This window comes from Serratia sp. HMSC15F11 (assembly GCF_001808215.1).
GTDB lineage: Bacteria > Pseudomonadota > Gammaproteobacteria > Enterobacterales > Enterobacteriaceae > Serratia > Serratia nevei.
The window spans coordinates 86,841-111,805 of sequence record NZ_KV792405.1; the positions used below are offsets into that span (position 1 = coordinate 86,841).

22 protein-coding genes are annotated in these 24,965 nt (G+C 60.3%); 13 read left to right on the plus strand and 9 right to left on the minus strand.

Going from position 1 to position 24,965, the window contains the following annotated elements; all coding sequences use genetic code 11:
• The coding region (locus HMPREF3138_RS26985; protein WP_038884765.1) for a NupC/NupG family nucleoside CNT transporter at positions 1 to 794 on the plus strand (794 nt) is incomplete at its 5' end.
• Positions 795 to 828: 34 nt separating this feature from the next.
• Here HMPREF3138_RS26985 and HMPREF3138_RS06515 read toward each other — a convergent pair.
• A complete protein-coding gene (locus tag HMPREF3138_RS06515) occupies positions 829 to 1,263 on the minus strand; it encodes a DUF3574 domain-containing protein (RefSeq protein WP_038872564.1) in 435 nt (144 codons plus the stop codon).
• Positions 1,264 to 1,516: 253 nt separating this feature from the next.
• On the opposite strand from HMPREF3138_RS06515, the gene HMPREF3138_RS06520 reads away from it, so the two are divergent.
• The 6 genes from HMPREF3138_RS06520 to recG all read left to right on the plus strand — a co-directional run bounded on the left by HMPREF3138_RS06520 (position 1,517) and on the right by recG (position 8,208).
• Positions 1,517 to 2,134, plus strand: a complete 618-nt coding sequence (locus tag HMPREF3138_RS06520) for a trimeric intracellular cation channel family protein (RefSeq protein ID WP_025304704.1) — start codon at positions 1,517 to 1,519, stop codon at positions 2,132 to 2,134.
• 211 nt (positions 2,135 to 2,345) lie between these two features.
• A complete protein-coding gene (gene gmk, locus HMPREF3138_RS06525; RefSeq protein WP_004931218.1) occupies positions 2,346 to 2,969 on the plus strand; it encodes a guanylate kinase in 624 nt (207 codons plus the stop codon).
• A gap of 54 nt (positions 2,970 to 3,023) precedes the next feature.
• Positions 3,024 to 3,299, plus strand: coding sequence for a DNA-directed RNA polymerase subunit omega (rpoZ, locus tag HMPREF3138_RS06530; RefSeq protein WP_004931221.1), 276 nt, complete (start codon positions 3,024 to 3,026; stop codon positions 3,297 to 3,299).
• Positions 3,300 to 3,317: 18 nt separating this feature from the next.
• A complete protein-coding gene (gene spoT / locus HMPREF3138_RS06535; RefSeq protein WP_019452189.1) occupies positions 3,318 to 5,429 on the plus strand; it encodes a bifunctional GTP diphosphokinase/guanosine-3',5'-bis pyrophosphate 3'-pyrophosphohydrolase in 2,112 nt (703 codons plus the stop codon).
• A gap of 5 nt (positions 5,430 to 5,434) precedes the next feature.
• Positions 5,435 to 6,130: a tRNA (guanosine(18)-2'-O)-methyltransferase TrmH gene (gene trmH, locus HMPREF3138_RS06540; protein ID WP_048232237.1), complete on the plus strand. Its 696-nt coding sequence runs from the start codon at positions 5,435 to 5,437 to the stop codon at positions 6,128 to 6,130.
• Positions 6,127 to 8,208, plus strand: a complete 2,082-nt coding sequence (gene recG / locus HMPREF3138_RS06545) for an ATP-dependent DNA helicase RecG (RefSeq protein WP_033636486.1) — start codon at positions 6,127 to 6,129, stop codon at positions 8,206 to 8,208. Before trmH ends, recG begins: the two co-directional genes overlap by 4 nt.
• Before the next feature lie 42 nt (positions 8,209 to 8,250).
• On the opposite strand, the gene gltS is transcribed toward recG, so the two are convergent.
• Positions 8,251 to 9,462, minus strand: coding sequence for a sodium/glutamate symporter (gltS, locus tag HMPREF3138_RS06550; RefSeq protein ID WP_038872558.1), 1,212 nt, complete (start codon positions 9,460 to 9,462; stop codon positions 8,251 to 8,253).
• 240 nt (positions 9,463 to 9,702) lie between these two features.
• Here gltS and HMPREF3138_RS06555 point away from each other — a divergent pair, with 240 nt between their 5' ends.
• Together HMPREF3138_RS06555 and HMPREF3138_RS06560 are read left to right on the plus strand one after the other, a co-directional pair.
• Positions 9,703 to 11,103, plus strand: a complete 1,401-nt coding sequence (locus HMPREF3138_RS06555) for a nucleobase:cation symporter-2 family protein (RefSeq protein ID WP_038872554.1) — start codon at positions 9,703 to 9,705, stop codon at positions 11,101 to 11,103.
• Positions 11,104 to 11,231: 128 nt separating this feature from the next.
• Positions 11,232 to 12,893, plus strand: coding sequence for an AsmA family protein (locus HMPREF3138_RS06560; protein WP_038882164.1), 1,662 nt, complete (start codon positions 11,232 to 11,234; stop codon positions 12,891 to 12,893).
• 38 nt (positions 12,894 to 12,931) lie between these two features.
• On the opposite strand, the gene fabY is transcribed toward HMPREF3138_RS06560, so the two are convergent.
• The 5 genes from fabY to typA form a co-directional block, all read right to left on the minus strand.
• Positions 12,932 to 13,879, minus strand: a complete 948-nt coding sequence (gene fabY / locus HMPREF3138_RS06565) for a fatty acid biosynthesis protein FabY (protein ID WP_025304711.1) — start codon at positions 13,877 to 13,879, stop codon at positions 12,932 to 12,934.
• Between the two features lie 21 nt (positions 13,880 to 13,900).
• Positions 13,901 to 14,338: a D-aminoacyl-tRNA deacylase gene (gene dtd, locus HMPREF3138_RS06570; RefSeq protein WP_025304712.1), complete on the minus strand. Its 438-nt coding sequence runs from the start codon at positions 14,336 to 14,338 to the stop codon at positions 13,901 to 13,903.
• Complete coding sequence (locus HMPREF3138_RS06575; protein ID WP_038872545.1) at positions 14,335 to 15,228, minus strand: virulence factor BrkB family protein; 894 nt, start codon at positions 15,226 to 15,228, stop codon at positions 14,335 to 14,337. Before HMPREF3138_RS06575 ends, dtd begins: the two co-directional genes overlap by 4 nt.
• Before the next feature lie 51 nt (positions 15,229 to 15,279).
• Entirely contained in the window at positions 15,280 to 15,870 is a 591-nt protein-coding gene (gene yihX / locus HMPREF3138_RS06580) for a glucose-1-phosphatase (protein ID WP_004931242.1), read from the minus strand.
• Positions 15,871 to 16,036: 166 nt separating this feature from the next.
• Positions 16,037 to 17,860 (minus strand): ribosome-dependent GTPase TypA, encoded by a 1,824-nt coding sequence (typA, locus tag HMPREF3138_RS06585; protein ID WP_004931243.1) that lies wholly within the window; start codon positions 17,858 to 17,860, stop codon positions 16,037 to 16,039.
• Positions 17,861 to 18,230: 370 nt separating this feature from the next.
• Between typA and glnA the strand changes: the two genes are divergently transcribed.
• The 4 genes from glnA (at position 18,231) to HMPREF3138_RS26140 (ending at position 22,540) form a co-directional block, all read left to right on the plus strand.
• Positions 18,231 to 19,640 carry a glutamate--ammonia ligase gene (gene glnA / locus HMPREF3138_RS06590; RefSeq protein WP_025304715.1) on the plus strand — a complete coding sequence of 470 codons (1,410 nt, stop codon included), beginning with the start codon at positions 18,231 to 18,233 and terminating at the stop codon, positions 19,638 to 19,640.
• A gap of 193 nt (positions 19,641 to 19,833) precedes the next feature.
• On the plus strand, positions 19,834 to 20,883 hold the full coding sequence (gene glnL, locus HMPREF3138_RS06595) for a nitrogen regulation protein NR(II) (RefSeq protein WP_004931246.1): 1,050 nt from the start codon (positions 19,834 to 19,836) through the stop codon (positions 20,881 to 20,883).
• Between the two features lie 8 nt (positions 20,884 to 20,891).
• A complete protein-coding gene (gene glnG / locus HMPREF3138_RS06600) occupies positions 20,892 to 22,304 on the plus strand; it encodes a nitrogen regulation protein NR(I) (RefSeq protein ID WP_038872543.1) in 1,413 nt (470 codons plus the stop codon).
• Between the two features lie 113 nt (positions 22,305 to 22,417).
• A complete protein-coding gene (locus HMPREF3138_RS26140) occupies positions 22,418 to 22,540 on the plus strand; it encodes a YshB family small membrane protein (RefSeq protein ID WP_015379453.1) in 123 nt (40 codons plus the stop codon).
• Between the two features lie 34 nt (positions 22,541 to 22,574).
• Here the strand turns inward: HMPREF3138_RS26140 and hemN are convergent, their stop codons facing one another.
• Entirely contained in the window at positions 22,575 to 23,948 is a 1,374-nt protein-coding gene (gene hemN / locus HMPREF3138_RS06605; RefSeq protein WP_038872540.1) for an oxygen-independent coproporphyrinogen III oxidase, read from the minus strand.
• Between the two features lie 182 nt (positions 23,949 to 24,130).
• Positions 24,131 to 24,670 carry a Der GTPase-activating protein YihI gene (gene yihI, locus HMPREF3138_RS06610; RefSeq protein WP_048232248.1) on the minus strand — a complete coding sequence of 180 codons (540 nt, stop codon included), beginning with the start codon at positions 24,668 to 24,670 and terminating at the stop codon, positions 24,131 to 24,133.
• Between the last annotated feature and the right edge of the window lie 295 nt (positions 24,671 to 24,965).

The following is a 24,965-nucleotide window of genomic DNA, read 5'->3' on the forward strand; positions in this document are numbered from 1 at the left end:
TGGGCAAGCTGGAGTCGTTCAACGCCGTCAGCACGCTGGTGCTGGGGCAGTCGGAGAACTTCATCGCCTATAAAGGCATCATCGGCGATATCTCGCCGCGCCGCATGTACACCATGGCCGCGACCGCCATGTCGACGGTATCGCTCTCCATCGTCGGCGCCTACATGTCGATGATCGACGCGCAGTACGTGGTGGCGGCATTGATCCTTAATATGTTCAGCACCTTCATCATTCTATCGATCATCAACCCGTATCAGGTCGAAGACGAGCCGGAGCTGAAGCTGAACAAACTGCATGAAGATCAGAGCTTCTTCGAAATGTTGGGCGAGTACATTCTGGCCGGCTTCAAGATTGCGATGATCATCGCGGCGATGCTGATCGGCTTTATCGCGCTGATCTCCGCCGTCAATGCGCTGTTCTCCGCGGTGCTCGGCATCAGCTTCCAGCAGATCCTCGGCTATGTGTTCTATCCGCTGGCTTGGCTGATCGGCATCCCGGCGGAGGAGGCCCTGAAGGCGGGCAGCATCATGGCGACCAAGCTGGTGGCCAACGAATTCGTGGCGATGATTGAGCTGAAGAAAATCGCGGCGGAGCTGTCGCCGCGCGGGCTGGGTATTCTGTCGGTGTTCCTGGTGTCGTTCGCCAACTTCGCCTCCATCGGCATCGTCGCCGGCGCCATCAAGGGGCTGAACGAGCAGCAAGGCAACGTAGTTTCCCGTTTTGGCCTGAAGCTGGTTTATGGCTCGACGCTGGTGAGCCTGCTGTCAGCAGCCATCGCCGGCCTGGTGCTGTAATCCCCACTCCCGGCCGTATGGCCGGGAGTTCGCTTTAAAACGCCACACACACCGGCGCATCCACACGCATCACCGAATCCTGCGCAAACTGCTGCTTATAGCCGCTGCGCAGCGCCTCGATATTCGCCTCACTCTCTTTGCCCGGCGCATGGATCAACAGCAGCGCCTTGCTGTTCTCGCGCGCCAGCTTGCCGTCGTGGCCCAGCCACTGCCCTTTGGCATCAAAGACCGTCAGCCCGTCTTTAAAACGCGGCGTCACCTGGCTGTCGACGAAGGTTTGCCACTCGGCGGCGGTGATCGCCGGCCCCGCCGGGCGATTCAGGCCGAAGTAGAGCGTTGTTTGCATCATCGGATCGCCGGTGTGGCAAGCCGGAGCCGGTGACACAGCCTGATGGCCTGGCGCCACGCAGCCGCTCAGCAGCAGGGCGGCCACCACGGCGCTGGCGGCCAGTTTCGGGGAGTTTTTCATCTGCAGTCTCGGTTTCTCGGTTGAAGGATTAGCTGAAAAAAGCATAGTCAGCGATGGAAACCAGCGCGAAATTTCTAATGCTTTCATCAACAGCCAGATGTTAAAAAAGGCTGGTTATCGGCAATAAAAACGTATTTTGGATTAGCTAAATTAATCCGAAACGCCATCGGTGAAAAAAACTCAGTGGCGCGCGCCATCGGCGGCGATTACCCTGCCGGCCATCATTCTGACGCAAGTACGCTGTGAATCCCTTATGTTACTGAGCATCCTTTATATCATCGGCATCACCGCCGAAGCCATGACCGGCGCGCTGGCGGCCGGCCGCCGCCAAATGGACATGTTCGGCGTGATCATCATCGCTTCGGTCACGGCGATCGGCGGCGGGTCGGTGCGCGATATGCTGCTCGGGCATTTTCCATTGGGCTGGGTCAAACACCCGGAATACATCGTCATCGTCGCGATAGCGGCGATCGTCACCACCTGGGTGGCCCCCCTGATGCGCCATCTGCGCCGCCTGTTCCTGGTGCTCGACGCCGTCGGCCTGATCGTCTTCTCCATCATCGGCGCGCAGGTAGCCCTGGATATGGGGCACAGCGCCATTATCGCCGCCATCGCCGCGGTGATCACCGGCGTCTTCGGCGGGGTGCTGCGCGACATGTTCTGCAACCGTATCCCGCTGGTTTTCCAGAAAGAGATCTATGCCGGCATCTCCTTCAGCGCCGCCTGGCTGTATATCGGCCTGCAGCACCTCAGCCTGCCGCACAATCTGGTGGTGATCCTCACGCTGGTCGCGGGCCTGAGCGCTCGCCTGATCGCCCTGCGCTTCCGCCTCGGCCTGCCGGTGTTCAACTACCAGCATCCGGATCACTGATCTCGGGGCGGCAACGCGCCGCCGCCGAGGCCAAAACTGCAGAAATGTTGCCCTTCGACGCGCAAATTCGCTCATTCGCCGCTTTTTCCGCGCAAAGCGGCGGGCAAAATGCGAGCTAACGCTGCACCCGGCGCGTTAGCCGTGTATACTGTGCGGAGAAAATACACATCCGCTGTTATTGGCATATCAACCGTTATCAACGAACATCATCATGGCTCAAGGCACGCTTTATATTGTCTCTGCTCCCAGTGGCGCAGGTAAATCAAGTCTGATTCAGGCTTTGTTAAAGACGCAACCGCTGTACGACACGCAGGTTTCGGTTTCGCACACCACGCGCGACAGCCGCCCGGGTGAAAATCACGGCGAACACTATTTCTTCGTCTCGAAAGACGAATTCCGCCGGATGATCGAGCAGGACGCATTTCTTGAGCACGCCGAAGTGTTCGGCAACTATTACGGCACCTCGCGCGCCGCCATCGAACAAGTGTTGGCGACCGGCGTAGACGTGTTTCTGGATATCGACTGGCAGGGCGCGCAGCAAATCCGCGCCAAAATGCCGCAGGCGCGCAGCATCTTCATTCTGCCGCCGTCGAAGGAAGAACTGGGCCGCCGCCTGCGCGGGCGCGGGCAGGATTCCGAAGAGGTGATCGCCAAGCGCATGGCTCAGGCCGTGGCGGAAATGACGCATTACGCGGAGTACGATTACCTGATCGTGAACGATGATTTCGATCTGGCGCTGTCCGATCTGAAGACCATCATTCGCGCCGAACGCCTGCGTTTGGGCCGCCAGTTGCTGCGGCATGACGCTTTAATCAGCAAACTATTGGCAGACTGAAGGCAGTTTCAGTATCATGCCCAGTCTTTTCGTCACCTGTGGAGTAGCACAAATATGGCACGCGTAACTGTTCAAGACGCTGTAGAGAAAATTGGTAACCGTTTTGACCTGGTGTTGGTCGCTGCTCGTCGGGCGCGTCAGATCCAGACCGGCGGCAAAGATGCACTGGTTCCGGAAGAGAACGACAAGTACACCGTTATCGCCCTGCGCGAAATCGAAGAAGGCCTGATCACCAGCCAGATCCTCGACGTGCGTGAGCGCCAGGAACAGCAAGAGCAGGAAGCCGCAGAGATTCAAGCGGTTACCGCGATTGCTGAAGGTCGTCGTTAATTAGACTGCGAGTCCGCCTTGTACCTGTTTGAAAGCCTGAATCTGCTGATTCAACGTTACCTGCCCGAGGAGCAGATTAAGCGCCTCAAACAGGCATACCTCGTCGCGCGCGACGCGCACGAGGGCCAGACACGCTCCAGCGGTGAGCCTTACATTACTCACCCGGTCGCCGTGGCCTGCATCCTGGCGGAAATGCGTCTCGATCACGAGACGCTGATGGCGGCATTGCTGCACGACGTCATCGAAGACACCCCAGCCACCTATCAAGATATGGAACAGCTGTTCGGCAAGAGCGTCGCCGAACTGGTTGAGGGCGTCTCCAAGCTCGACAAGCTGAAGTTCCAGGACAAGAAAGAAGCGCAGGCGGAAAACTTCCGCAAGATGATCATGGCGATGGTGCAGGATATCCGCGTCGTGCTGATCAAGCTGGCCGACCGTACGCACAACATGCGCACTCTCGGTTCGCTGCGCCCCGACAAACGCCGGCGCATCGCGCGTGAAACCCTGGAAATCTACAGCCCCCTCGCCCACCGTCTGGGTATTCATCACCTGAAAACCGAGCTGGAAGAGCTGGGCTTCGAGGCGCTGTACCCGAACCGTTATCGCGTGATCAAGGAAGTGGTGAAAGCCGCGCGCGGCAACCGCAAAGAGATGATTCAAAAAATCCTCTCCGAGATCGAAGGGCGGCTGACCGAAGCCGGCATCGCCTGTCGCGTCAGCGGGCGGGAAAAACACCTCTACTCCATCTACCTCAAGATGCACCTCAAAGAACAGCGTTTCCATTCCATCATGGATATCTACGCGTTCCGGGTGATCGTGAAAGAGGTCGATACCTGCTACCGCGTGCTCGGCCAGGTGCACAGCCTGTACAAACCGCGCCCGGGGCGAGTGAAAGATTACATCGCCATTCCCAAGGCCAACGGCTATCAATCGCTGCATACCTCGTTGATCGGCCCGCACGGCGTGCCGGTCGAAGTACAGATCCGAACCGAAGACATGGACCAGATGGCTGAGATGGGGGTGGCCGCGCACTGGGCTTACAAGGAAAGAGAACAGGGCGAAACCGGCACCACGGCGCAGATCCGCGCCCAGCGCTGGATGCAAAGCCTGCTGGAGCTGCAACAAAGCGCCGGCAGTTCGTTTGAATTTATCGAGAGCGTCAAATCCGATCTGTTCCCGGATGAGATTTACGTTTTCACCCCGGAAGGCCGCATCGTCGAGCTGCCCGCCGGTGCCACGCCGGTCGACTTCGCCTATGCGGTGCATACCGATATCGGCCATGCCTGCGTCGGCGCGCGCGTCGATCGTCAGCCATATCCGCTGTCGCAGTCGCTGACCAGCGGCCAGACCGTCGAGATCATCACCGCACCGGGCGCGCGGCCCAACGCCGCCTGGCTGAATTTCGTGGTCAGCTCGAAAGCGCGCGCCAAAATTCGCCAGATGCTGAAGAATCTCAAGCGCGACGACTCCGTCGGCCTCGGCCGCCGTCTGCTCAACCACGCGTTGGGCGGCAGCCGCAAGCTGGCCGAAATCCCGCAGGAAAACATTCAGCACGAGCTGGACCGCATGAAGCTGGCGACGCTGGACGATTTGCTGGCGGAAATCGGCCTCGGCAACGCCATGAGCGTGGTGGTGGCGAAGAACCTGCAGGGCGATCAGTCCAGCCTGGGCGCTTCCTCCGGCGTGCGTAACCTGGCCATCAAGGGCGCCGACGGGGTGTTGATCACCTTCGCCAAGTGCTGCCGTCCGATTCCGGGCGACCCGATTATCGCTCACGTCAGCCCGGGCAAAGGGCTGGTGATCCACCATGAATCCTGCCGCAATATTCGCGGCTATCAGAAAGAGCCTGAGAAGTTCATGGCGGTCGAGTGGGATAAAGAGACCGAGCAGGAGTTCATCGCCGAGATCAAGGTGGACATGTTCAACCACCAGGGCGCGCTGGCCAACCTGACGGCGGCGATCAACGCAGCCGAGTCCAATATTCAGAGCCTGAACACCGAAGAGAAAGACGGTCGGGTTTATAGCGCCTTTATCCGCTTGACCACCCGCGATCGCATCCATTTGGCAAACATTATGCGTAAAATCCGTATCATGCCGGATGTGATCAAAGTTAACCGCAACCGAAACTAGCGCTTATGAGTCCTGAACGCTATGCGCGGATTTGTGAAATGCTCGCGACCCGGCAGCCGGATTTGACGGTCTGCCTGGAGCAAGTGCACAAACCGCATAACGTCTCCGCCATTATCCGCACCGCCGACGCCGTCGGCGTGCATCAGGTCCACGCCGTGTGGCCCACCACCCGCATGCGCACCCTGGTTTCCTCCGCCGCCGGCAGCAACAGCTGGGTCAGCGTCAAAACCCATCGTTCCATCGGCGACGCGGTCGGTCACCTGAAAGCGCAGGGCATGCAAATTCTGGCCACCCATCTGTCTGCGCGCGCGGTCGATTTCCGCGAGGTGGATTACACCCGGCCCACCTGCGTGCTGCTCGGCCAGGAAAAAACCGGCATCACCGAAGAAGCGCTGGCGCTGGCCGATCAGGACATCGTCATTCCGATGATCGGCATGGTGCAATCGCTCAACGTCTCCGTGGCCTCGGCACTGATCCTGTATGAAGCGCAGCGCCAGCGGCAGAACGCCGGCCTGTATCGCCGCGACAACAGCATGCTGGATGAAGAAGAGCAGCAGCGTCTGCTGTTCGAAGGCGGCTACCCGGTGCTGGCCAACGTGGCCAAGCGCAAAGGGCTGCCACGCCCGCAGATTGACGAGCAGGGCCAGGTGGTCGCCAGCGCCGAATGGTGGGCGGCCATGCAGGCGACGGTGCGCAAATGAAAGGCCGCCTGCTGGATGCTGTCCCACTCACCACGCTTTCCGGGGTTGGCGCCAGCCAGGCGGGCAAACTGGCCAAGCTTGGCCTCGAGACCATTCAGGATCTGCTGCTGCACCTGCCGCTGCGCTACGAAGACCGCACTCGTCTCTACCCGATCAACGATCTGCTGCCGGGCATCTATGCCACGGTAGAAGGGGAAGTGCTGCGCAGCGACATCAGCTTCGGCCGCCGCCGCATGCTGACCTGCCAGATCAGCGACGGTACCGGCATCCTCACCATGCGGTTCTTCAACTTCAACGCCGCGATGAAGAACAGCCTGGCCACCGGCCGCCGCGTGACCGCCTACGGCGAGATCAAACGCGGCAACCACGGCGCGGAAATCATCCATCCGGAATACCGCATTCAGGGCGAAGCCAGCGAAGTCGAGCTGCAGGAGTCGCTGACGCCGGTCTACCCCACCACCGAAGGGGTGCGGCAAGCCACGCTGCGCAAGCTGACCGATCAGGCGCTGGAGCTGCTGGATACCTGCGCCATCGCCGAACTGCTGCCGCCGGAGTTGAGCGGCGGCCTGATGAGCCTGCCGCAGGCGCTGCACACCCTGCATCGCCCGCCGCCGGACATCCAGCTGGCGGATCTGGAGCTGGGCAAACACCCGGCGCAAAAACGCCTGATCCTCGAAGAGCTGCTGGCGCATAATCTGAGCATGCTGGCGGTGCGCGCCGGTGCCCAGAGTTACCAGGCGCAGCCGCTGCTGCCGGACGATCGGCTGAAAAACCGTTTTCTCGCCCAGCTGCCGTTCTCGCCGACCGGCGCGCAAACGCGCGTGGTGGCCGACATCGAAGCCGATATGCAAAAAGACTTCCCGATGATGCGGCTGGTGCAGGGCGACGTCGGCTCCGGCAAAACGCTGGTGGCGGCGCTGGCGGCGCTGCGCGCTATCGCGCACGGCAAGCAGGTGGCGCTGATGGCGCCAACCGAACTGCTGGCCGAGCAGCACGCCAACAATTTCCGCCAGTGGTTCGAACCGCTGGGGCTGGAGGTCGGCTGGCTGGCCGGCAAACAGAAAGGCAAGGCGCGCATCGCGCAGCAGGAAGCCATCGCCAGCGGCCAGGTGTCTATGGTGGTCGGCACCCACGCTATCTTCCAGGAGCAGGTGCAGTTCAACGGTTTGGCGTTGGTGATCATCGATGAGCAGCACCGCTTCGGGGTGCATCAACGGCTGGCGCTGTGGGAGAAAGGCGAAGAGCAAGGCTTCCACGCCCATCAGCTGATCATGACCGCCACGCCGATCCCGCGCACGCTGGCGATGACCGCCTATGCCGATCTCGATACCTCGGTCATCGACGAACTGCCGCCGGGCCGCACGCCGGTGACCACCGTCGCCATCCCCGATACCCGCCGCGCCGACATCATTCAACGGGTGAAGAGCGCCTGTCTGGAAGAGGGGCGGCAAGCTTACTGGGTGTGTACGCTGATCGAAGAATCCGAACTGCTGGAAGCGCAGGCGGCGGAAGCCACCTGGGAAGAATTGAAAACCGCGCTGCCGGAGCTGAAGGTGGCGCTGGTGCACGGCCGCATGAAAGCGCAGGAAAAGCAGGCGGTGATGCAGGCGTTTAAACAGGGCGAGCTGCAGCTGTTGGTCGCCACTACGGTGATCGAAGTCGGCGTCGACGTGCCGAACGCCAGTCTGATGATCATCGAAAACCCGGAACGGTTGGGCCTGGCGCAGCTGCACCAGCTGCGCGGCCGCGTAGGGCGCGGCGCCGTGGCCTCACACTGCGTGCTGCTGTACAAAACACCGCTGAGCAAAACCGCGCAAACGCGCCTGCAGGTGCTGCGCGACAGCAACGATGGCTTCGTCATCGCGCAGCGCGATCTGGAGATCCGCGGCCCGGGCGAGCTGCTGGGCACCCGCCAGACCGGCAGCGCCGAATTCAAGGTGGCGGATCTGCTGCGCGATCAGGCGATGATCCCCGAAGTGCAGCGCGTCGCTCGCCATCTCCATCAGCATTATCCGGAGCACGCCCAGGCGCTGATTGAACGCTGGCTGCCGGAGAAGGCGCGCTACTCCAACGCATAAAAAAGGGCGCCTCAGGCGCCCTTTTCGTGATGACTCGCGATATCACCCCACCGCCGGGAACACCGGCAGCAGCAGATACAGCTTGATGACGATCGCATTGGCGATATCAATAAAGAACGCGCCCACCATCGGCACCACCAAAAACGCCACGTGCGACGGACCGAAGCGATCGGTGATCGCCTGCATGTTGGCGATCGCCGTCGGCGTGGCGCCCATGCCGAAGCCGCAGTGGCCGGCGGCCAGCACCGCCGCGTCGTAGTTCTTGCCCATCACCCGATAGGTGACGAAGATAGCGTACAACGCCATGACCAGCGTCTGCACCGCCAGGATCGCCAGCATCGGCAGCGCCAGCGAGGCCAGTTCCCACAGGCGCAGGCTCATCAACGCCATCGCCAGGAACAGCGACAGGCTGACGTTGCCCAGCACCGATACCGCCCGCTCGAACACGGTATAGAAACCGGTGAAGGCCAGCGTGTTGCTGAGGATCACCCCGACGAACAACACGCAAACGAAGTTCGGCAGTTCAAACACCGTGCCGCTCAGCAGGCCGGCAATCAGCTGCCCCAGGCTCAGACAGATGGCGATCATGGCGATGGTTTCGATCATTACCAGCGAGGTGATCAGGCGGCCGCTTTCCGGCTTCTCGAAGCCGCTCGGCTGCACGCTGTCTTCCGGGGTGCCTTCCGGCGTGGAGGAGTGCTTGACCAGATAGCGCGCCACCGGGCCGCCGATCAGGCCGCCCAGCACCAGCCCGAAGGTGGCGCAGGCCATGGCGACTTCCGTCGCGTTTTCAAAACCGTAGCGCTCGATGAACAGCTTGCTCCAGGCCGCCCCGGTACCATGCCCGCCCGACAGGGTGATCGACCCGGCGATCAGGCCCATCAGCGGATCCAACCCCAGCATTTTCGCCATCCCGATGCCGATGGCGTTCTGCACGATAAGCAACCCCAGCACCACAAACAGGAACACCACCAGCACTTTACCGCCGGCGCGCAAACGCGCCAGGTTGGCGTTCAGGCCGATGGTGGCGAAGAAGGCCAGCATCAGCGGGTCCTTCAGCGACATGTCAAAACTGATTTCCCAGTTGACGAGCTTTTTCAGGGCTAACAGCAGGAGGGCCACCAGCAAACCGCCGGCGACGGGAGCAGGAATGGTATATTTTCGCAGCAGAGGAATGGTTCTGACGCACTTGCCTCCGAGGAGCAAAACCAGCGTCGCCGCGACTAACGTGCCATAAGTATCAAGATGAAACATCCAGGTACTCCATGTAAGGGAAAAGATCCAAATAAAAATAATAAGTTATAGAAAACCACTTAGTTTTTAAACTTGATGAGTGCAGGATTAAAAGTAAAAAACGCTGAGATGACAAGAAAAAATGAATGAAAATGCGACATAAGCGAGAAAGTCGGCAACATAATATTTACGCGCAACCGTTTGCTTTTGCGGGGCGGAGCATTAAAATGCCTGCTTTGCCGTATCTGGAAACGCCACACCATGAGCATGTCATCCTCCGAGCTTGATGCCGCGCGCCAAGCCGCCTCAGAACCCCGCGCCAGTGAACTGATTTATCGCCTGGAAGATCGCCCGCCGCTGCCGCAAACGCTGTTTGCCGCCGGCCAGCATCTGCTGGCGATGTTCGTCGCGGTGATCACTCCGGCCCTGCTGATCTGCCAGGCGCTGGGCCTGCCGGCACAGGATACCCAGCACATCATCAGCATGTCGCTGTTCGCCTCCGGTCTGGCTTCCATTCTGCAAATCAAAACCTGGGGGCCGGTGGGTTCCGGGCTGCTGTCGATTCAGGGCACCAGCTTCAATTTCGTTTCGCCGCTGATCATGGGCGGTCTGGCGCTGAAAAACGGCGGCGCCGACGTGCCGACCATGATGGCCGCGCTGTTCGGCACCCTGATGGTCGCTTCCTGCACCGAAATTTTGCTGTCGCGCGTGCTGCATCTGGCGCGCCGCATCATCACCCCACTGGTTTCCGGCATCGTGGTGATGATCATCGGCCTGTCGCTGATTCAGGTCGGCCTGACCTCGATCGGCGGCGGCTACGCCGCGATGAACGATCACAGCTTCGGCTCGCCGAAAAATCTGCTGCTGGCCGGCGCGGTGCTGGCCGTGATCATCCTGCTGAACCGCCAGCGCAACCCTTACCTGCGCGTGGCTTCGCTGGTGATCGCCATGGCAGTCGGCTATCTGTTGGCCTGGGCGATGGACATGCTGCCCGCCGACGCACCGGCGGCCCCCACGGCGGCAATCACCATCCCCACGCCGCTCTATTACGGCCTGGGCTTCGACTGGAACCTGCTGCTGCCGCTGATGCTGATCTTTATGGTCACCTCGCTGGAAACCATCGGTGACATCACCGCCACCTCCGACGTCTCCGAACAGCCGGTCAGCGGGCCGCTGTATATGAAGCGCCTGAAGGGCGGCGTGCTGGCCAACGGCCTGAACTCGATGCTGTCGGCGGTGTTCAACACCTTCCCCAACTCCTGCTTCGGCCAGAACAACGGGGTGATCCAGCTGACCGGCGTCGCCAGCCGCTACGTCGGCTTCGTGGTGGCGCTGATGCTGATCGCGCTGGGGCTGTTCCCGGCGGTGGCCGGCTTCGTACAGCACATTCCCGAGCCGGTCCTGGGCGGCGCGACCATCGTGATGTTCGGCACCATCGCCGCCTCCGGCGTGCGCATCGTGTCGCGCGAGCGTCTGAACCGCCGCGCCATCATGATCATGGCGCTATCGCTGGCCGTCGGCATGGGCGTCTCCCAGCAGCCGCTGATCCTGCAGTTCGCGCCGGACTGGCTGAAAACCCTGCTCTCTTCCGGCATCGCCGCCGGCGGTATTACCGCCATCGTGCTGAACCTGGTGTTCCCGCAGGAATACGAGAAAAAGTAACCCGTCCATTGACGTTCAAACGGCCGCTTGCGGCCGTTTTTTATTGTCTATCAGACCATTGCCCTTGAGATGCCCGGCCAATTGCGGCATAAACAGGGTATCTTTTTTGACCGATGCGGATGTAGACGATGAAATTTATCGGAAAGCTGTTGCTGACGTTGCTGCTGCTGATCGTGTTGGCGGTAGCGGTGCTGTACCTGGTGGGGCAAACTCGCTGGGCGGCAGGCCGCCTGAGCGCCTGGATCAGCGACAACAGTGAATACCGCCTGTCGATAGGAAAAATCACCCATTCGTGGAGCCAGCCGGACCAGATCGCTCTGGAAGACGTGCAGCTGGCGCGCAACGGCCAGCCGCAGGCGCTGGTCGCCAAACGCGTCGATCTCGGCCTCAGCCTGCGCCAAATCACCGAACCGCGCTATTTCCACAGCGTCACGCTGCGCGACGGCACGTTGAACGTGCAGCCGCAGGCGGCGGCGCTGCCTGTACAGGCCGACGTGCTGCAGCTGAGCAACATGGCGTTGCAGTCCAACGATAGCGAGTGGCAGCTCAACGCGCAGCAGGTCACTGCCGGCATCACGCCGTGGCGCCCGCTGGCCGGCCATCTGCTGGGGGACAATAACCAGTTCCAGTTCAGCGCCGGTTCGATGACGTTGAACGGCATTCCCACCTCGAAGGTGTTGGTACAGGGGGAGCAAAAACAGGGCCAGCTGCTGTTGAACAACTTCGGCGCCAATCTGGCGCAGGGCGACCTGACCGGCGTGGCCAGCCGCGCCGCCGACGGCAGTTGGCAGGTGGATCGCCTGCGGCTGAGCGGCGTGCGCCTGCAAACCCCGTTGACGCTGGCGGAATTCATGCGGCGCTTTACCACCCTGCCGCCGGTCACCCTCAAGCGTTTCGATCTGATCGACGCGCGCCTGGAAGGCAAGGCGTGGGCGTTTAACGATCTCGATTTGTCGCTGCAAAACGTCAGCGTCGAAAAAGGCGACTGGCGCAGCGAAGACGGCTCGCTCAACGTCAACGCCGGCGACGTGATCAACGGCAGTTTCCACCTGATCGACCCGATCGCCACCCTGCGGCTCTCTTCCGCCGGCATCGCCATTCAGCAATTCACCACCCGCTGGGAAGGCGGGCTGCTACGCACCTCCGGCAACTGGCTGCGCGCCGGCAAACGCCTGCAGCTGGATGAAGTGGCCATAGCGGCACTGGAGTACACCCTGCCGATCGACTGGCGTGAACTGTGGCTAAAACCGCTGCCGGACTGGCTGGCGGAGGTGTATGTCACCAAACTGACCACCAACCGCAATCTGATCATCGATATCAACCCGGCGTTCCCATTCCAGATCACCGCGCTGGACGGCTACGGCAGCAATCTGCTGCTGGCGCGCGATCGCCAATGGGGCATCTGGTCCGGCTCGCTGAACCTGAACGGCAGCGAAGCGACCTTTAACAAGATAGACGTGCGGCGCCCTTCGCTGGCGCTGAATGCCGACGCCAATCAGATCAATGTCACCGAGCTCAGCGCCTTTATGCCTAATGGGTTGCTTGAGGCCAAAGCGACCGTCGATCAGCTGCCGGGCAAGCCGTTCCAGCTGACGCTGCACGGCCGCTCGGTACCGATCAACACCCTGCAGCAATGGGGATGGCAGCCGGTGCCGCTGACGGGCGACGGCAACCTTGAACTGCAGTTGAAAGGGCTGCTGAACAGCGACGGGCCGTTCAAAGCCTCGTTGAAGGGCAATCTGCAGGCCACCGCCGGCGACGGCCAAGCGGTGAACCAACAACTGCCGTAATGCACTGCGCGGCCCGCCCCCAGGGCAGGGCCGCCACCTTACTCCTCCAGCGCTTCAGAGCCGCCCTGATCCAGCGGCACATCCGGCTCGGCCGGCAACACCATGTAGGTGCCTTCGAACACCGCGCCCTTGTCTTCGTCGCCGAACAGATGCACTTCGGCGTGTACGCGCGCGCGGCGGCCGCGCGCCAGACGTGCCAAATCGCCGCTCAGAGAGCCGAGATCCGCCACCGCCCGCGGCCTGCCGGTGATCGGTTTGCTGTAGCGAATGTGCGCGTCCGCCAGAATGATGGTGCCGCCGAGATGGCGCTCGCGCAGCAGCAGCCAAATCAGCCCCCAGGCGGTCAGCGTCGCCAGTGAGAACAGGCTGCCGGCAAACAGCGTATGGTGCGGATTTTGGTTGCCGATCTCCGGCATGGTGGTGACGAAGCGCTGGCCGGTGTATTGGCTGATGCGCACGCCCATCTTTTCGCTCAGCGGGATGTGTTCATACCAGGCCTGCTGCAATTGGCCGCACCAGTCGGGGCGATGCAGGATATCGTCCAGCGTCGCCACCGGTTTGATCATCAAGAAGTGACGGATCGGGGTGGTCTGCGGCGCGGTGATCTCGCCCTGATTGACGAAGCCCAGCTTGGCGAAGAAATCCACCGCGTCCTCACGGGCGCTGCACACCACCCGCTTCACGCCTTCCTGCCGCGCGACGGACTCCAGCGTTATCGCCACCAGCGTCCCCAGCCCTTTATCCTGCAGCGTCGGATCTACCGCCAGAAACCGGATCGCCGCCTCGTTGTCGGCATTGATGTACAGCCGCCCGATGGCGACGATTTTACCGGCCTCGTCCACCACCATTTGGTGATGGGCCATGGCGTCATAGGCATCCTTTTCCGAACCCACCGGCTGGTGCAGCGGCTTGCGCAGCATTTCCCAGCGAAACTGGTAATACTCCTTCAGTTCTTGTTCTGTTACGGGTACTCGTAGGTGATACATAGACGCCTGTTCTCCGAATGCTTAGACCTGTAGCCAGAATGTCACAGGACCATCGTTGACCAGCGCCACCTGCATGTCGGCGGCGAACTCGCCGGTCTGGGTCTCTACGCCGCGTTCGCGGCACTGGCCAACAAAATATTGATACAACCGATCGGCTTCCTGCGGCGCAGCGCCGCGCGAGAAGCTGGGCCGCATGCCCTTTTGGGTGTCCGCCGCCAGGGTGAACTGCGAAACGACCAGCACGCTGCCCCCGGCCTGCTGGACGTTGAGATTCATCTTGTCGTTCTCGTCGCCGAAAATGCGGTATCCCAACACGCGTTCGCACAGGCGCTGCGCTTTTTGCTCGTTATCGCCCTGCTCTACGCCCAATAACACTAACAAACCGGGGCCAATCTTGCCTACCGTCTCGCCACCCACCGTGACGCTGGCGTTTAACACCCGTTGAATCAACGCAATCATTCCTGCTGCCCTTCTGGTTTTTGTTCCTGTTGCTCCGCCTTCTGCCGGCGGTAGTCGCGGTATTCGCCGATGGTCACGGTGATTTCCGCGCCGAGTAACACGATACACCAGCTCCAGTAGACCCACAGGAATAAAATCGGGATCACCGCCAGCACGCCGTAAATCAGCTGATAGGAGGGGAACATGGTGACGTACAGCGCGAATCCCTTCTTGCCCAGTTCGAACAGCAATCCGGCCACCACCGCGCCAATCAGCGCGTCTTTGGGCGGCACGCGCACCGTCGGCACGATGCAATACAGCAGCCAGAAGGAGGTGCACGACAAAATCAGCGGAAAGATGCGCAGCACCTGATCCACCAGGCCGTTGACGCCGGTCTGCGCCAGCCAGTTGAGCGACAGCAGGTACGAACTGATGGCCATGCTGGCGCCCACCAGCAGCGGCCCCAGCGTCAGCACCATCCAGTACACGGCGAAGGAGAAGACGATCGGCCGTTTGTTCTTGCTGCGCCAGATGGTGTTCAGCACGCTGTCCACCGAGGAGATCAGCAACAGCGCGGTGACGATCAGCCCGCAGGTGCCGACGGCGGTCATCTTGTTGGAGTTGGCGACGAACTGTTCCAGGTAGTTCTGTATGACGTTGCCGGCGGCCGGCACGAAATTGGAAAAGATGAAGCTCTTCAGCTGTTCGCTGATGTCGGAAAACATCGGGAAAGCGGCGAACAGCGCGAACACCACGGTGACCAGCGGCACCAGCGACAGCAGGGAAACATAGGCGAGATGGCCCGCCAACATCGTCAGGCCATCGTGATCGATACGCTGGTACAGCAACCGTCCGAAGGTGACGCCGGGCTTAATCGCAGAGGGCAGCTTCTTGCGGCGGAAAAACGACATGGTCACTCCTTGATGTCCGTTGATACGCCTTAAGCTTAACGCGCCCTGCGCTCATTGGGCAAAATAGGCCGGCACCACGTCGCGATCGGTGACGTGCACCGTCTTGATCCCCAGCGCCTGCGCGGCGAGGACGTTCGCCGGGTGATCGTCGAAGAACACCGCGTCGGCGGCGGCGGTGTTTTCCGCAGCCAGCACATGTTGATAGATATCAGCCTCCGGCTTGCGCATGCCGAGATCTTGCGACAGATAGAGATGATCGGCGGCGGCGGCCACTTCAGGATAGTGCTGCGGCCAGTAGTTGCAGTGCAGACGGTTGGTGTTCGACAGCACCACCACCCGGTGACCCTCGTTGCGCAGACGCTGCATGATGTCGATCACTTCCGGGCGCAGCGCGACGAATACCGCCTGCCAGCCGGTGGCGAATTGCTCGAAGCTGAGCGCAATGCCCATTTCATCACACAGCTTGCCGGCGAAGTCTTCGTCGCTGATTTCACCGCGCTCATGTTGCTGGAACACCTCACCCATGGCGAAACGATCGGACAGCACCGCCAACGGCGTGCCGCTCAAATTGCTCCACACGCCCAGCACACGCTTGAAATCGATATCGACGATCACATTACCTAAATCAAAGATATACAGCATAGTCCTCTCCTGATGGGCCGGTGAGATTTCACTGTAGCGGGAAAAGGAACAGCTGAACAGGGAGCGAACGGAAAAGCGCATAGCGCGCCGCACAAACGGGGAACAACAGAGGAAAAAACTCAGGGCGCGAGAACCGCGCCCTAAGCATGAGACACTCAATCAGCGATTAAGCGTCTTTAGGACCGCGGCTGGCACGCTTACGATCGTTTTCCGTCAGGTGACGCTTACGGATACGGATCGAGGTTGGCGTCACTTCTACCAGTTCGTCGTCATCGATGAACTCCAGAGCTTGCTCCAGGGTCATTTTGATGGCCGGAACCAGGGTAGTCGCTTCGTCAGTACCGGAAGCACGCATGTTGGTCAGCTTCTTACCGGTCAGGCAGTTTACGGTCAGGTCGTTAGAGCGTGAGTGAATACCGATGATCTGGCCTTCATACACTTCTGCACCGTGGCCCAGGAACAGCTTGCCGCGATCCTGCAGGCCGAACAGCGCGAACGCTACCGCTTTGCCCTGGCCGTTGGAGATCAGCACGCCGTTCTGACGCTGGCCCACTTCGCCCGGACGCACGTCGTCGTAGTGGCTGAAGGTGGAGTACAGCAGGCCGGTACCCGAAGTCATGGTCATGAATTCGTTACGGAAGCCGATCAGACCGCGGCTTGGGATCACGTAGTCGAGACGCACGCGGCCCTTACCGTCCGGATCCATGTTTTTCAGGTCGGCTTTACGCTCACCCATCGCCTGCATCACGGAGCCCTGATGCTGCTCTTCGATATCCAGCGTTACGTTCTCGAATGGCTCCTGCTTGCGGCCATCGATTTCGCGGAAGATAACTTTCGGACGGGAAACCGCCAGCTCGAAACCTTCACGACGCATGTTCTCGATCAGCACCGACAGGTGCAGTTCGCCACGACCGGATACGCGGAAGGCGTCCGCATCGTCGGTTTCTTCAACGCGCAGCGCCACGTTGTGCACCAGCTCTTTGTTCAGACGGTCAAGGATCTGACGCGACGTCACGTACTTGCCTTCTTTACCGCAGAACGGCGAGGTGTTGACGTTGAAGAACATGGTTACGGTCGGTTCGTCGACGGACAGCGCCGGCAGCGCTTCTACGGCGTTGGTGTCGCAGATGGTGTCGGAGATGTTCAGTTCGCCCAGGCCGGTGATGGCGATGATGTCGCCCGCTTCCGCCAGGGTGCTGTCGATACGCTCCAGACCCAGGTGACCCAGCACTTTGCCCACTTTACCGTTGCGAGTTTTACCTTCGCTGTCGATGATGGTGACCTGCTGGTTCGGCTTCACTTTACCGCGCTTGATGCGGCCGATGCCGATAACGCCCAGGTAGTTGTTGTAGTCCAACTGGGAGATCTGCATCTGGAATGGCGCTTCCAGCTCAACCTGCGGCGCAGACACGTGGTCGACGATCGCCTGATACAGCGGGGTCATGTCTTCCGCCATATCGGTGTGGTCGACGCCGGCGATGCCGTTCAGCGCAGAAGCGTAGATGATCGGGAAGTCGAGCTGCTCGTCGGTCGCGTCGAGGTTCACGAACAGGTCGAACACCTGATCCACAACCCAGTCAGGGCGCGCGCCAGGACGGTCAACCTTGTTGATGACCACGATCGGCTTCAGACCGTTGGCGAACGCCTTCTTGGTCACGAAGCGGGTTTGCGGCATAGGGCCATCCATTGCATCCACAACCAGCAGCACCGAGTCAACCATCGACATCACGCGCTCTACCTCGCCGCCGAAGTCGGCGTGTCCTGGGGTATCCACGATGTTGATACGGTAACCGTTCCAATTAATGGCGGTGTTTTTTGCGAGGATGGTAATCCCACGCTCTTTCTCCAAATCGTTGGAGTCCATTACGCGTTCGGTCGCTTCCGCACGCTCTCCGAAAGTACCGGATTGTTGCAGCAGCTTGTCAACCAGGGTGGTTTTACCATGGTCAACGTGGGCAATAATGGCGATGTTACGCAAATTTTCGATCACAGCTTTGCCTCGGGCATTAGAAATAGCGCGCTATTGTACACGTATTAAGCGAGGGACTAAACAAGATCACAACCATCTCTTATAAACAACCGCGTACCGGTCAGTTTGTGATCCCTTTCACGGTGCAAAAAGCCGCAATCGTTGCACTTTTGCACCATTTCGGTGCCCACGCTCACCCTTATTGCACCATAACAGTGCAATTTATCGTTGATGGTGCATACTGTGGCTGAGTAAAACCCGCGCAGAGAGGCGATAAAAGCCTTTTCTAAAAGTTGGCACGCTTTTCGCTTTAGTCTTTTCAAGGCGAAAAAAAGCCAGTTCCACAGATTCGTTCCACGACGACGACAATGATAAACCGGGAGAGTTAAGTATGTCCGCTGAACACGTTTTGACGATGCTGAATGAGCATGAAGTGAAATTCGTAGACCTGCGTTTCACTGACACCAAGGGTAAGGAACAGCACGTGACTATCCCGGCTCACCAGGTAAACGCCGACTTCTTCGAAGAAGGTAAAATGTTTGACGGCTCCTCTATCGGTGGTTGGAAGGGCATCAACGAATCTGACATGGTGCTGATGCCGGACGCCAGCACGGCGGTTCTGGATCCGTTCTTCGAAGAACCTACGCTGATCATTCGCTGCGACATTCTCGAGCCGGGCACCATGCAAGGCTACGATCGCGACCCGCGCTCCATCTCCAAACGCGCCGAAGACTTCCTGCGCTCCTCCGGCATCGCGGATACCGTGCTGTTCGGGCCAGAGCCTGAGTTCTTCCTGTTCGACGACATCCGCTTCGGCAGCAGCATCCGCGGGTCCCACGTGGCCATCGACGACATCGAAGGCGCCTGGAACTCCGGCACAAAATACGACGGCGGCAACAAAGGCCACCGTCCGGCGGTGAAAGGCGGTTACTTCCCGGTTCCACCGGTCGACTCTTCGCAGGATCTGCGTTCCACCATGTGTCTGACCATGGAAGAGATGGGCCTGGTGGTTGAAGCGCACCACCACGAAGTGGCAACCGCCGGTCAGAACGAAGTGGCAACCCGCTTCAACACCATGACCAAGAAAGCCGACGAAATTCAAATCTACAAATACGTGGTGCACAACGTGGCGCACGCCTTCGGTAAAACCGCGACCTTCATGCCGAAGCCAATGTTCGGCGACAACGGTTCCGGCATGCACTGCCACATGTCGCTGTCCAAGAACGGCACCAACCTGTTCGCCGGCGACAAATACGGCGGCCTGTCTGAAACCGCGCTGTTCTACATTGGCGGCATCATCAAGCATGCCAAGGCGATCAACGCGTTGGCCAACCCGACCACCAACTCGTACAAACGTCTGGTGCCGGGCTACGAAGCGCCGGTGATGCTGGCTTACTCCGCCCGTAACCGTTCCGCGTCCATCCGTATCCCGGTGGTCGCCAGCCCGAAAGCGCGCCGCATCGAAGCCCGCTTCCCGGATCCGGCGGCTAACCCATACCTGTGCTTCGCCGCGCTGCTGATGGCCGGCCTGGACGGCATCATCAACAAGATCCACCCTGGCGACGCCATGGACAAAAACCTGTACGACCTGCCGCCGGAAGAAGAAGCCGAGATCCCAAAAGTGGCCGGTTCGCTGGACGAGGCGATGGCCGCACTGAACGAAGACCGCGAGTTCCTGACCCGCGGCGGCGTGTTCACCGACGATGCGATCGATGCCTACATCGAACTGCGCAAAGAAGAGATGGACCGCGTTCGCATGACGCCACACCCGGTTGAGTTCGAACTGTACTACAGCGTCTAAGCCCTACCCGCGCCGTCTGCACAGGCGGACGGCGCCCACATTTTTGTTATCGCTTTTTTGTTGCCGTGGAAACTTTCAGCCCATCTTCGGATGGGTTTTTTTCTCCACCGTATTTTCTGCAAAACTATTCCATACCGCGCCGATCCCGGATGGAGTAGGATAGATGCACTAAAAAGGTGCAGGAGTCTGCTGTATGGCAACTGGCAAGCTGCCCGATGCTGGGCAGATCCTCAATTCACTCATCAACAGCATCCTGCTGTTGGATGACTCACTGGCGGTTCACTACGCCAACCCGGCGGCACAGCAGCTGCTGGCGCAAAGCTCCCGCAAGCTGTTCGGCACGCCGCTGCCCGATTTGCTCGGTTATTTTTCGCTGAACGTCTCTTTGATGCGCGAAAGCCTGCGCGCCGGTCAGGGCTTCACCGACAACGAAGTGACCCTGGTGGTCGACGGCCGTGCGCACATCCTTTCCCTGACCGCTCAGGCGCTGCCGGAAGGCTATATCCTGGTCGAGCTGGCGCCGATGGACAATCAGCGCCGCCTGAGTCAGGAACAGCTGCAGCATGCCCAACAGGTGGCGGCCCGCGATCTGGTGCGCGGTTTGGCGCACGAGATTAAAAATCCATTGGGCGGCCTGCGCGGCGCAGCGCAGCTGTTGGCCAAGGCGCTGCCCGATCCGGCGCTGACCGAATATACCAAGGTGATCATTGAGCAGGCCGATCGGCTGCGCAATCTGGTGGATCGCCTGCTCGGGCCTCAGCGGCCCGGCCAGCACATTACCCAAAGCATTCATCAGGTCGCGGAGCGCGTCTGCCAGCTGGTGTCGCTGGAAATGCCGGATAACGTCACGCTGGTGCGCGACTACGATCCCAGCCTGCCGGAAATGGCCCACGATCCGGATCAGATTGAACAGGTGCTGCTGAACATCACCCGCAATGCGCTGCAGGCGCTGGGCGAGGCGGGCGGCACCATCACGCTGCGCACCCGCACCGCGTTTCAGATTACGTTGCACGGCACCCGCTACCGCCTGGCGGCGCGCATCGACGTCGAAGACGACGGCCCTGGCGTACCGGCGCAGCTGCAGGACACGCTGTTTTACCCGATGGTCAGCGGCCGTGAAGGCGGTACCGGCCTGGGATTATCCATCGCCCGCAATCTTATCGATCAGCATTGCGGAAAAATTGAATTCAACAGTTGGCCAGGTCATACCGAATTCTCGGTCTACCTGCCCATTCGTCAGTGAGGTTTGCTATGCAACGAGGGATAATCTGGATCGTCGATGACGATAGCTCCATCCGCTGGGTGCTTGAGCGCGCGCTCACCGGCGCGGGCCTGAGCTGCGCCACCTTCGAAGGCGGCAATGACGTGCTGGAAGCCTTGGCCACGCAAACCCCCGACGTGCTGCTGTCCGATATCCGCATGCCGGGTATAGACGGCCTGGCGCTGCTCAAGCAGATCAAACAGCGCCATCCGATGCTGCCGGTGATCATCATGACCGCGCATTCGGATTTGGACGCCGCCGTCAGCGCCTATCAGCAAGGGGCCTTCGACTACCTGCCGAAGCCGTTCGACATCGACGAAGCGGTGGCGCTGGTCGAGCGCGCCATCAGCCATTATCAGGAGCAGCAGCAGCCGGTGCGCAGCCAGCCGGCCAGCGATCCGGCGGCGGACATCATCGGCGAAGCGCCGGCGATGCAGGACGTGTTTCGCATCATCGGCCGGCTCTCGCGTTCGTCGATCAGCGTGTTGATCAACGGCGAATCCGGCACCGGCAAGGAGCTGGTGGCGCATGCGCTGCACCGCCACAGCCCGCGCGCCAAGTCGCCGTTCATCGCCCTGAACATGGCCGCCATCCCCAAGGACCTGATCGAGTCCGAGCTGTTCGGCCACGAGAAAGGCGCCTTCACCGGCGCGAACCAAATCCGTCAGGGGCGCTTTGAACAGGCCGACGGCGGCACGCTGTTCCTCGACGAGATCGGCGATATGCCGCTCGACGTGCAAACGCGCCTGCTGCGGGTGCTGGCGGACGGCCAGTTCTACCGGGTCGGCGGCTATGCGCCGGTGAAGGTCGACGTACGCATCATCGCCGCCACGCACCAGAACCTGGAGCTGCGGGTGCAGGAAGGCAAGTTCCGCGAGGATCTGTTCCACCGCTTGAACGTGATCCGCGTACACCTGCCGCCGCTGCGCGAGCGCCGTGAAGACATCCCGCGGCTGGCGCGCCACTTCCTGCAGATCGCCGCCAAAGAGTTAGGCGTCGAAGCCAAAAACCTGCACCCGGAAACCGAAACCGCGCTGACCCGCCTGCCCTGGCCGGGCAACGTGCGCCAGCTGGAGAACACCTGCCGCTGGCTGACGGTGATGGCCGCCGGGCAAGAGGTGCTGATTCAGGATCTGCCGAGCGAACTGTTCGAAACCGCCGCGCCGGAGAGCCCCAGCCACAGTCTGCCGGACAGCTGGGCCACGCTGCTGGCACAGTGGGCCGATCGCGCGCTGCGTTCCGGTCATCAAAACCTGCTTTCGGAAGCACAGCCGGAAATGGAGCGCACGCTGCTCACCACCGCGCTGCGCCACACCCAGGGGCACAAACAGGAAGCCGCGCGCCTGCTGGGCTGGGGGCGAAATACTCTGACCCGCAAGCTTAAAGAGCTGGGCATGGAATAGGAACGGGGATGGATGATGAAAAACGCAGTCCGGCGCACAAAAAAACGCCAACCGCAGGCTTTACAGCCGGTGCGGGCGCAGTATGATCGTGTCGCACACTCTGGAGGTTGACGATGCTGGACTCATTCATCGTATTCATTTCTCAGGGCGCGGAGCTGGGCTCCGCCGCCAGCCACACCCCGCAGGCGGCGGTTGCCGCGGTGTTGTGCGCCGCGCTGATTAACTTCTTCAGTTAAAAAAACAGCCGCATCAGCGGCTGTTTTTTCATCCTCAGATCACCCGTGAGAATTGCTGGCTGCGCGCCTGTTGCCGCAGATAGCGGTCAAAACACATGCAGATATTGCGGATCAGCAAGCGCCCGCGCGGCGTGACGCGGATGCCCTGCTCGTCCCGCTCCACCAGCCCATCGCGTTCAAACGGCGCCAGCAGCTGCAGGTCTTCGGCGAAGTAAGCGGTAAAGTCGATGCCGTATTGCCGTTCGAGCGGCGGATACGCCAACCGGAAATTGCAGATCAGGGTTTTGATCAGATCGCGCCGCAGGCAATCGTCGTCCGTCAGCGCCAGCCCGCGCCACAGCGCATTACCCTGCGCCTGTACGCTGTCATAGTAACGCTTCAGCTCTTTCTGGTTCTGCGCATAGCCGTCGCCAAGCATGCTGATGGCCGACACGCCCAGCCCCAGCAGATCGCTGTCGCCCTGGGTGGTATAGCCCTGGAAATTTCGATGCAGCTTGCCTTCGCGTTGCGCAATCGCCAGCTCGTCGTCCGGGCGCGCAAAGTGATCCATGCCGATGAACTGATAGCCGGCGCCGGTCAGGAAAGCGATGCTCTGCTGCAGGATATCCAGCTTCTGCTGCGCGCCCGGCAGGTCGGCGTCTTTGATTTTGCGCTGGGCGGCGAACAAGTTCGGCATATGCGCGTAGTTGAACACGCTGAGGCGATCGGGATTCAGCTCAGCCACCCGCTGCAGCGTGAAAGCGAAGCTTTCCGGCGTCTGTTTCGGCAGGCCGTAGATCAGATCGATATTGGTCGAGCGGAAGCCCAGCGCTTTGGCCCTCTCTATCAGGGCAAAGATAAAGGCCTCGTCCTGCTCGCGGTTAACCAGCTGCTGCACCTGCTTGTTAAAATCCTGCACCCCCATGCTCAGACGGTTAAAGCCTTCGGCGCGTAAATGATCGAGCACATCCAGCTCTATCTCACGCGGATCGACCTCGATCGACATCTCCGCATCGGGCAGGAAATCAAAGTGTTCGCGCAGCAACGCCACCAGCCGGCTGATTTGCGCTTTATCCAGGTAGGTCGGCGTACCGCCGCCCCAGTGCATCTGGCCGACCTTACGGCCGGCGAACAGCGGCGCACGGCTGGCGATCTCTTGCGCCAAAACGTTCAGGTATTCGTCGGCCTTGTGCGTCTGGCGCGTCACCAGCTTGTTGCAGCCGCAGAAGTAGCACAGCTTATGGCAGAAAGGGATATGCACGTACAGCGACAGCGGCCGCTCAGGGTAGCGCGCAGCGGCGCGTTGAAACGCCGCTTCGTCGTAGCGCTGGTTAAACTCCAGCGCCGTGGGGTATGAGGTATAACGCGGCCCTGAGTAGTTATATTTTTGGATCAGGGCCAAATCCCAGACAATCGTCTGCTCTGACATGCTCACTCCTTCCGATATCTTTTTCTACCGGGCCGGGAGAGGGGCGGTTGTCTGCGCTGTCTGGCCACGGAAGCGCTGCGAAAACGCGCTTTGCGCTTAGACAGCCGCCATAGTTTACCGAATAACCACAGCAGATAACACATAAAGAGTAGGGCTATTGTCGGGATTAGCCACATAGCGCGTTAAAAGGCGTCTTTCGGATTGCCGCCTTTCAGCAGCTTCAGAATATCTTCCTGCTTTTCTTCTTCTTCGTCGTCGTCTTCGCCCAGCTCGATGCCCAGCACGTCCATCAGCACATCGATGCGATCCAGCGTCTTGTCGACATACGCTTGATCTTCCGCGTTCAGCGTTTCACCGTCGTCGATGCGATCCAGCAGCGCGTTCAGGCGCTCGTCATTTTCCAGCTTCGCCAGCTCTTCTTCCGGCGACAGGCGCGGTTTCGCTTCGGCCTTTGGTTTCGGCTGCGGTTTGGCCTTCACTTTGGTCTCGTCGACCACCAGCGCAACCGGCACTTTACTGCCAATACGCGGATCTTTGGCTGCCGCCGCCGATTTGTTTTTCTGGCTGCCGGACTCGACCTGGGTGCGCGAACCGGAAGCAAGGCCACGGCGCTTTTTCAGGCGTTTGCGTTCGCGCGCTTCCTGATCGAGCTCCATACGGCTTTTCTTTTTCGTTTTTGACTTCGCCGCGCTGCCGCGAGGTGCTTTTGATGGCTGGTTCATAGCGTGTGCTCTTAGGTATGTAGATTCAGTATAGAATTGCGGCGGAATCTAGCAGAAAGCGGACAAAGAAAAAAGGCGGCAGGTTAAACCTGCCGCCTATTTCGCACCTTCTCGCGAAGGGTATTCCTGTTACGCGCTCCTTGCGTACATGCAACATCCCGGTTTTTCCCTCTGCTATAACCGCATTCCTTGCCACTACGTCCTTCATCCTGAAAGAAAAATCGTCCATGGCGCAATCCATTCGCATCCGCTCTTCCCGAGCGCGCTTCCTGCGGGCATCCAAATTGCCGATACT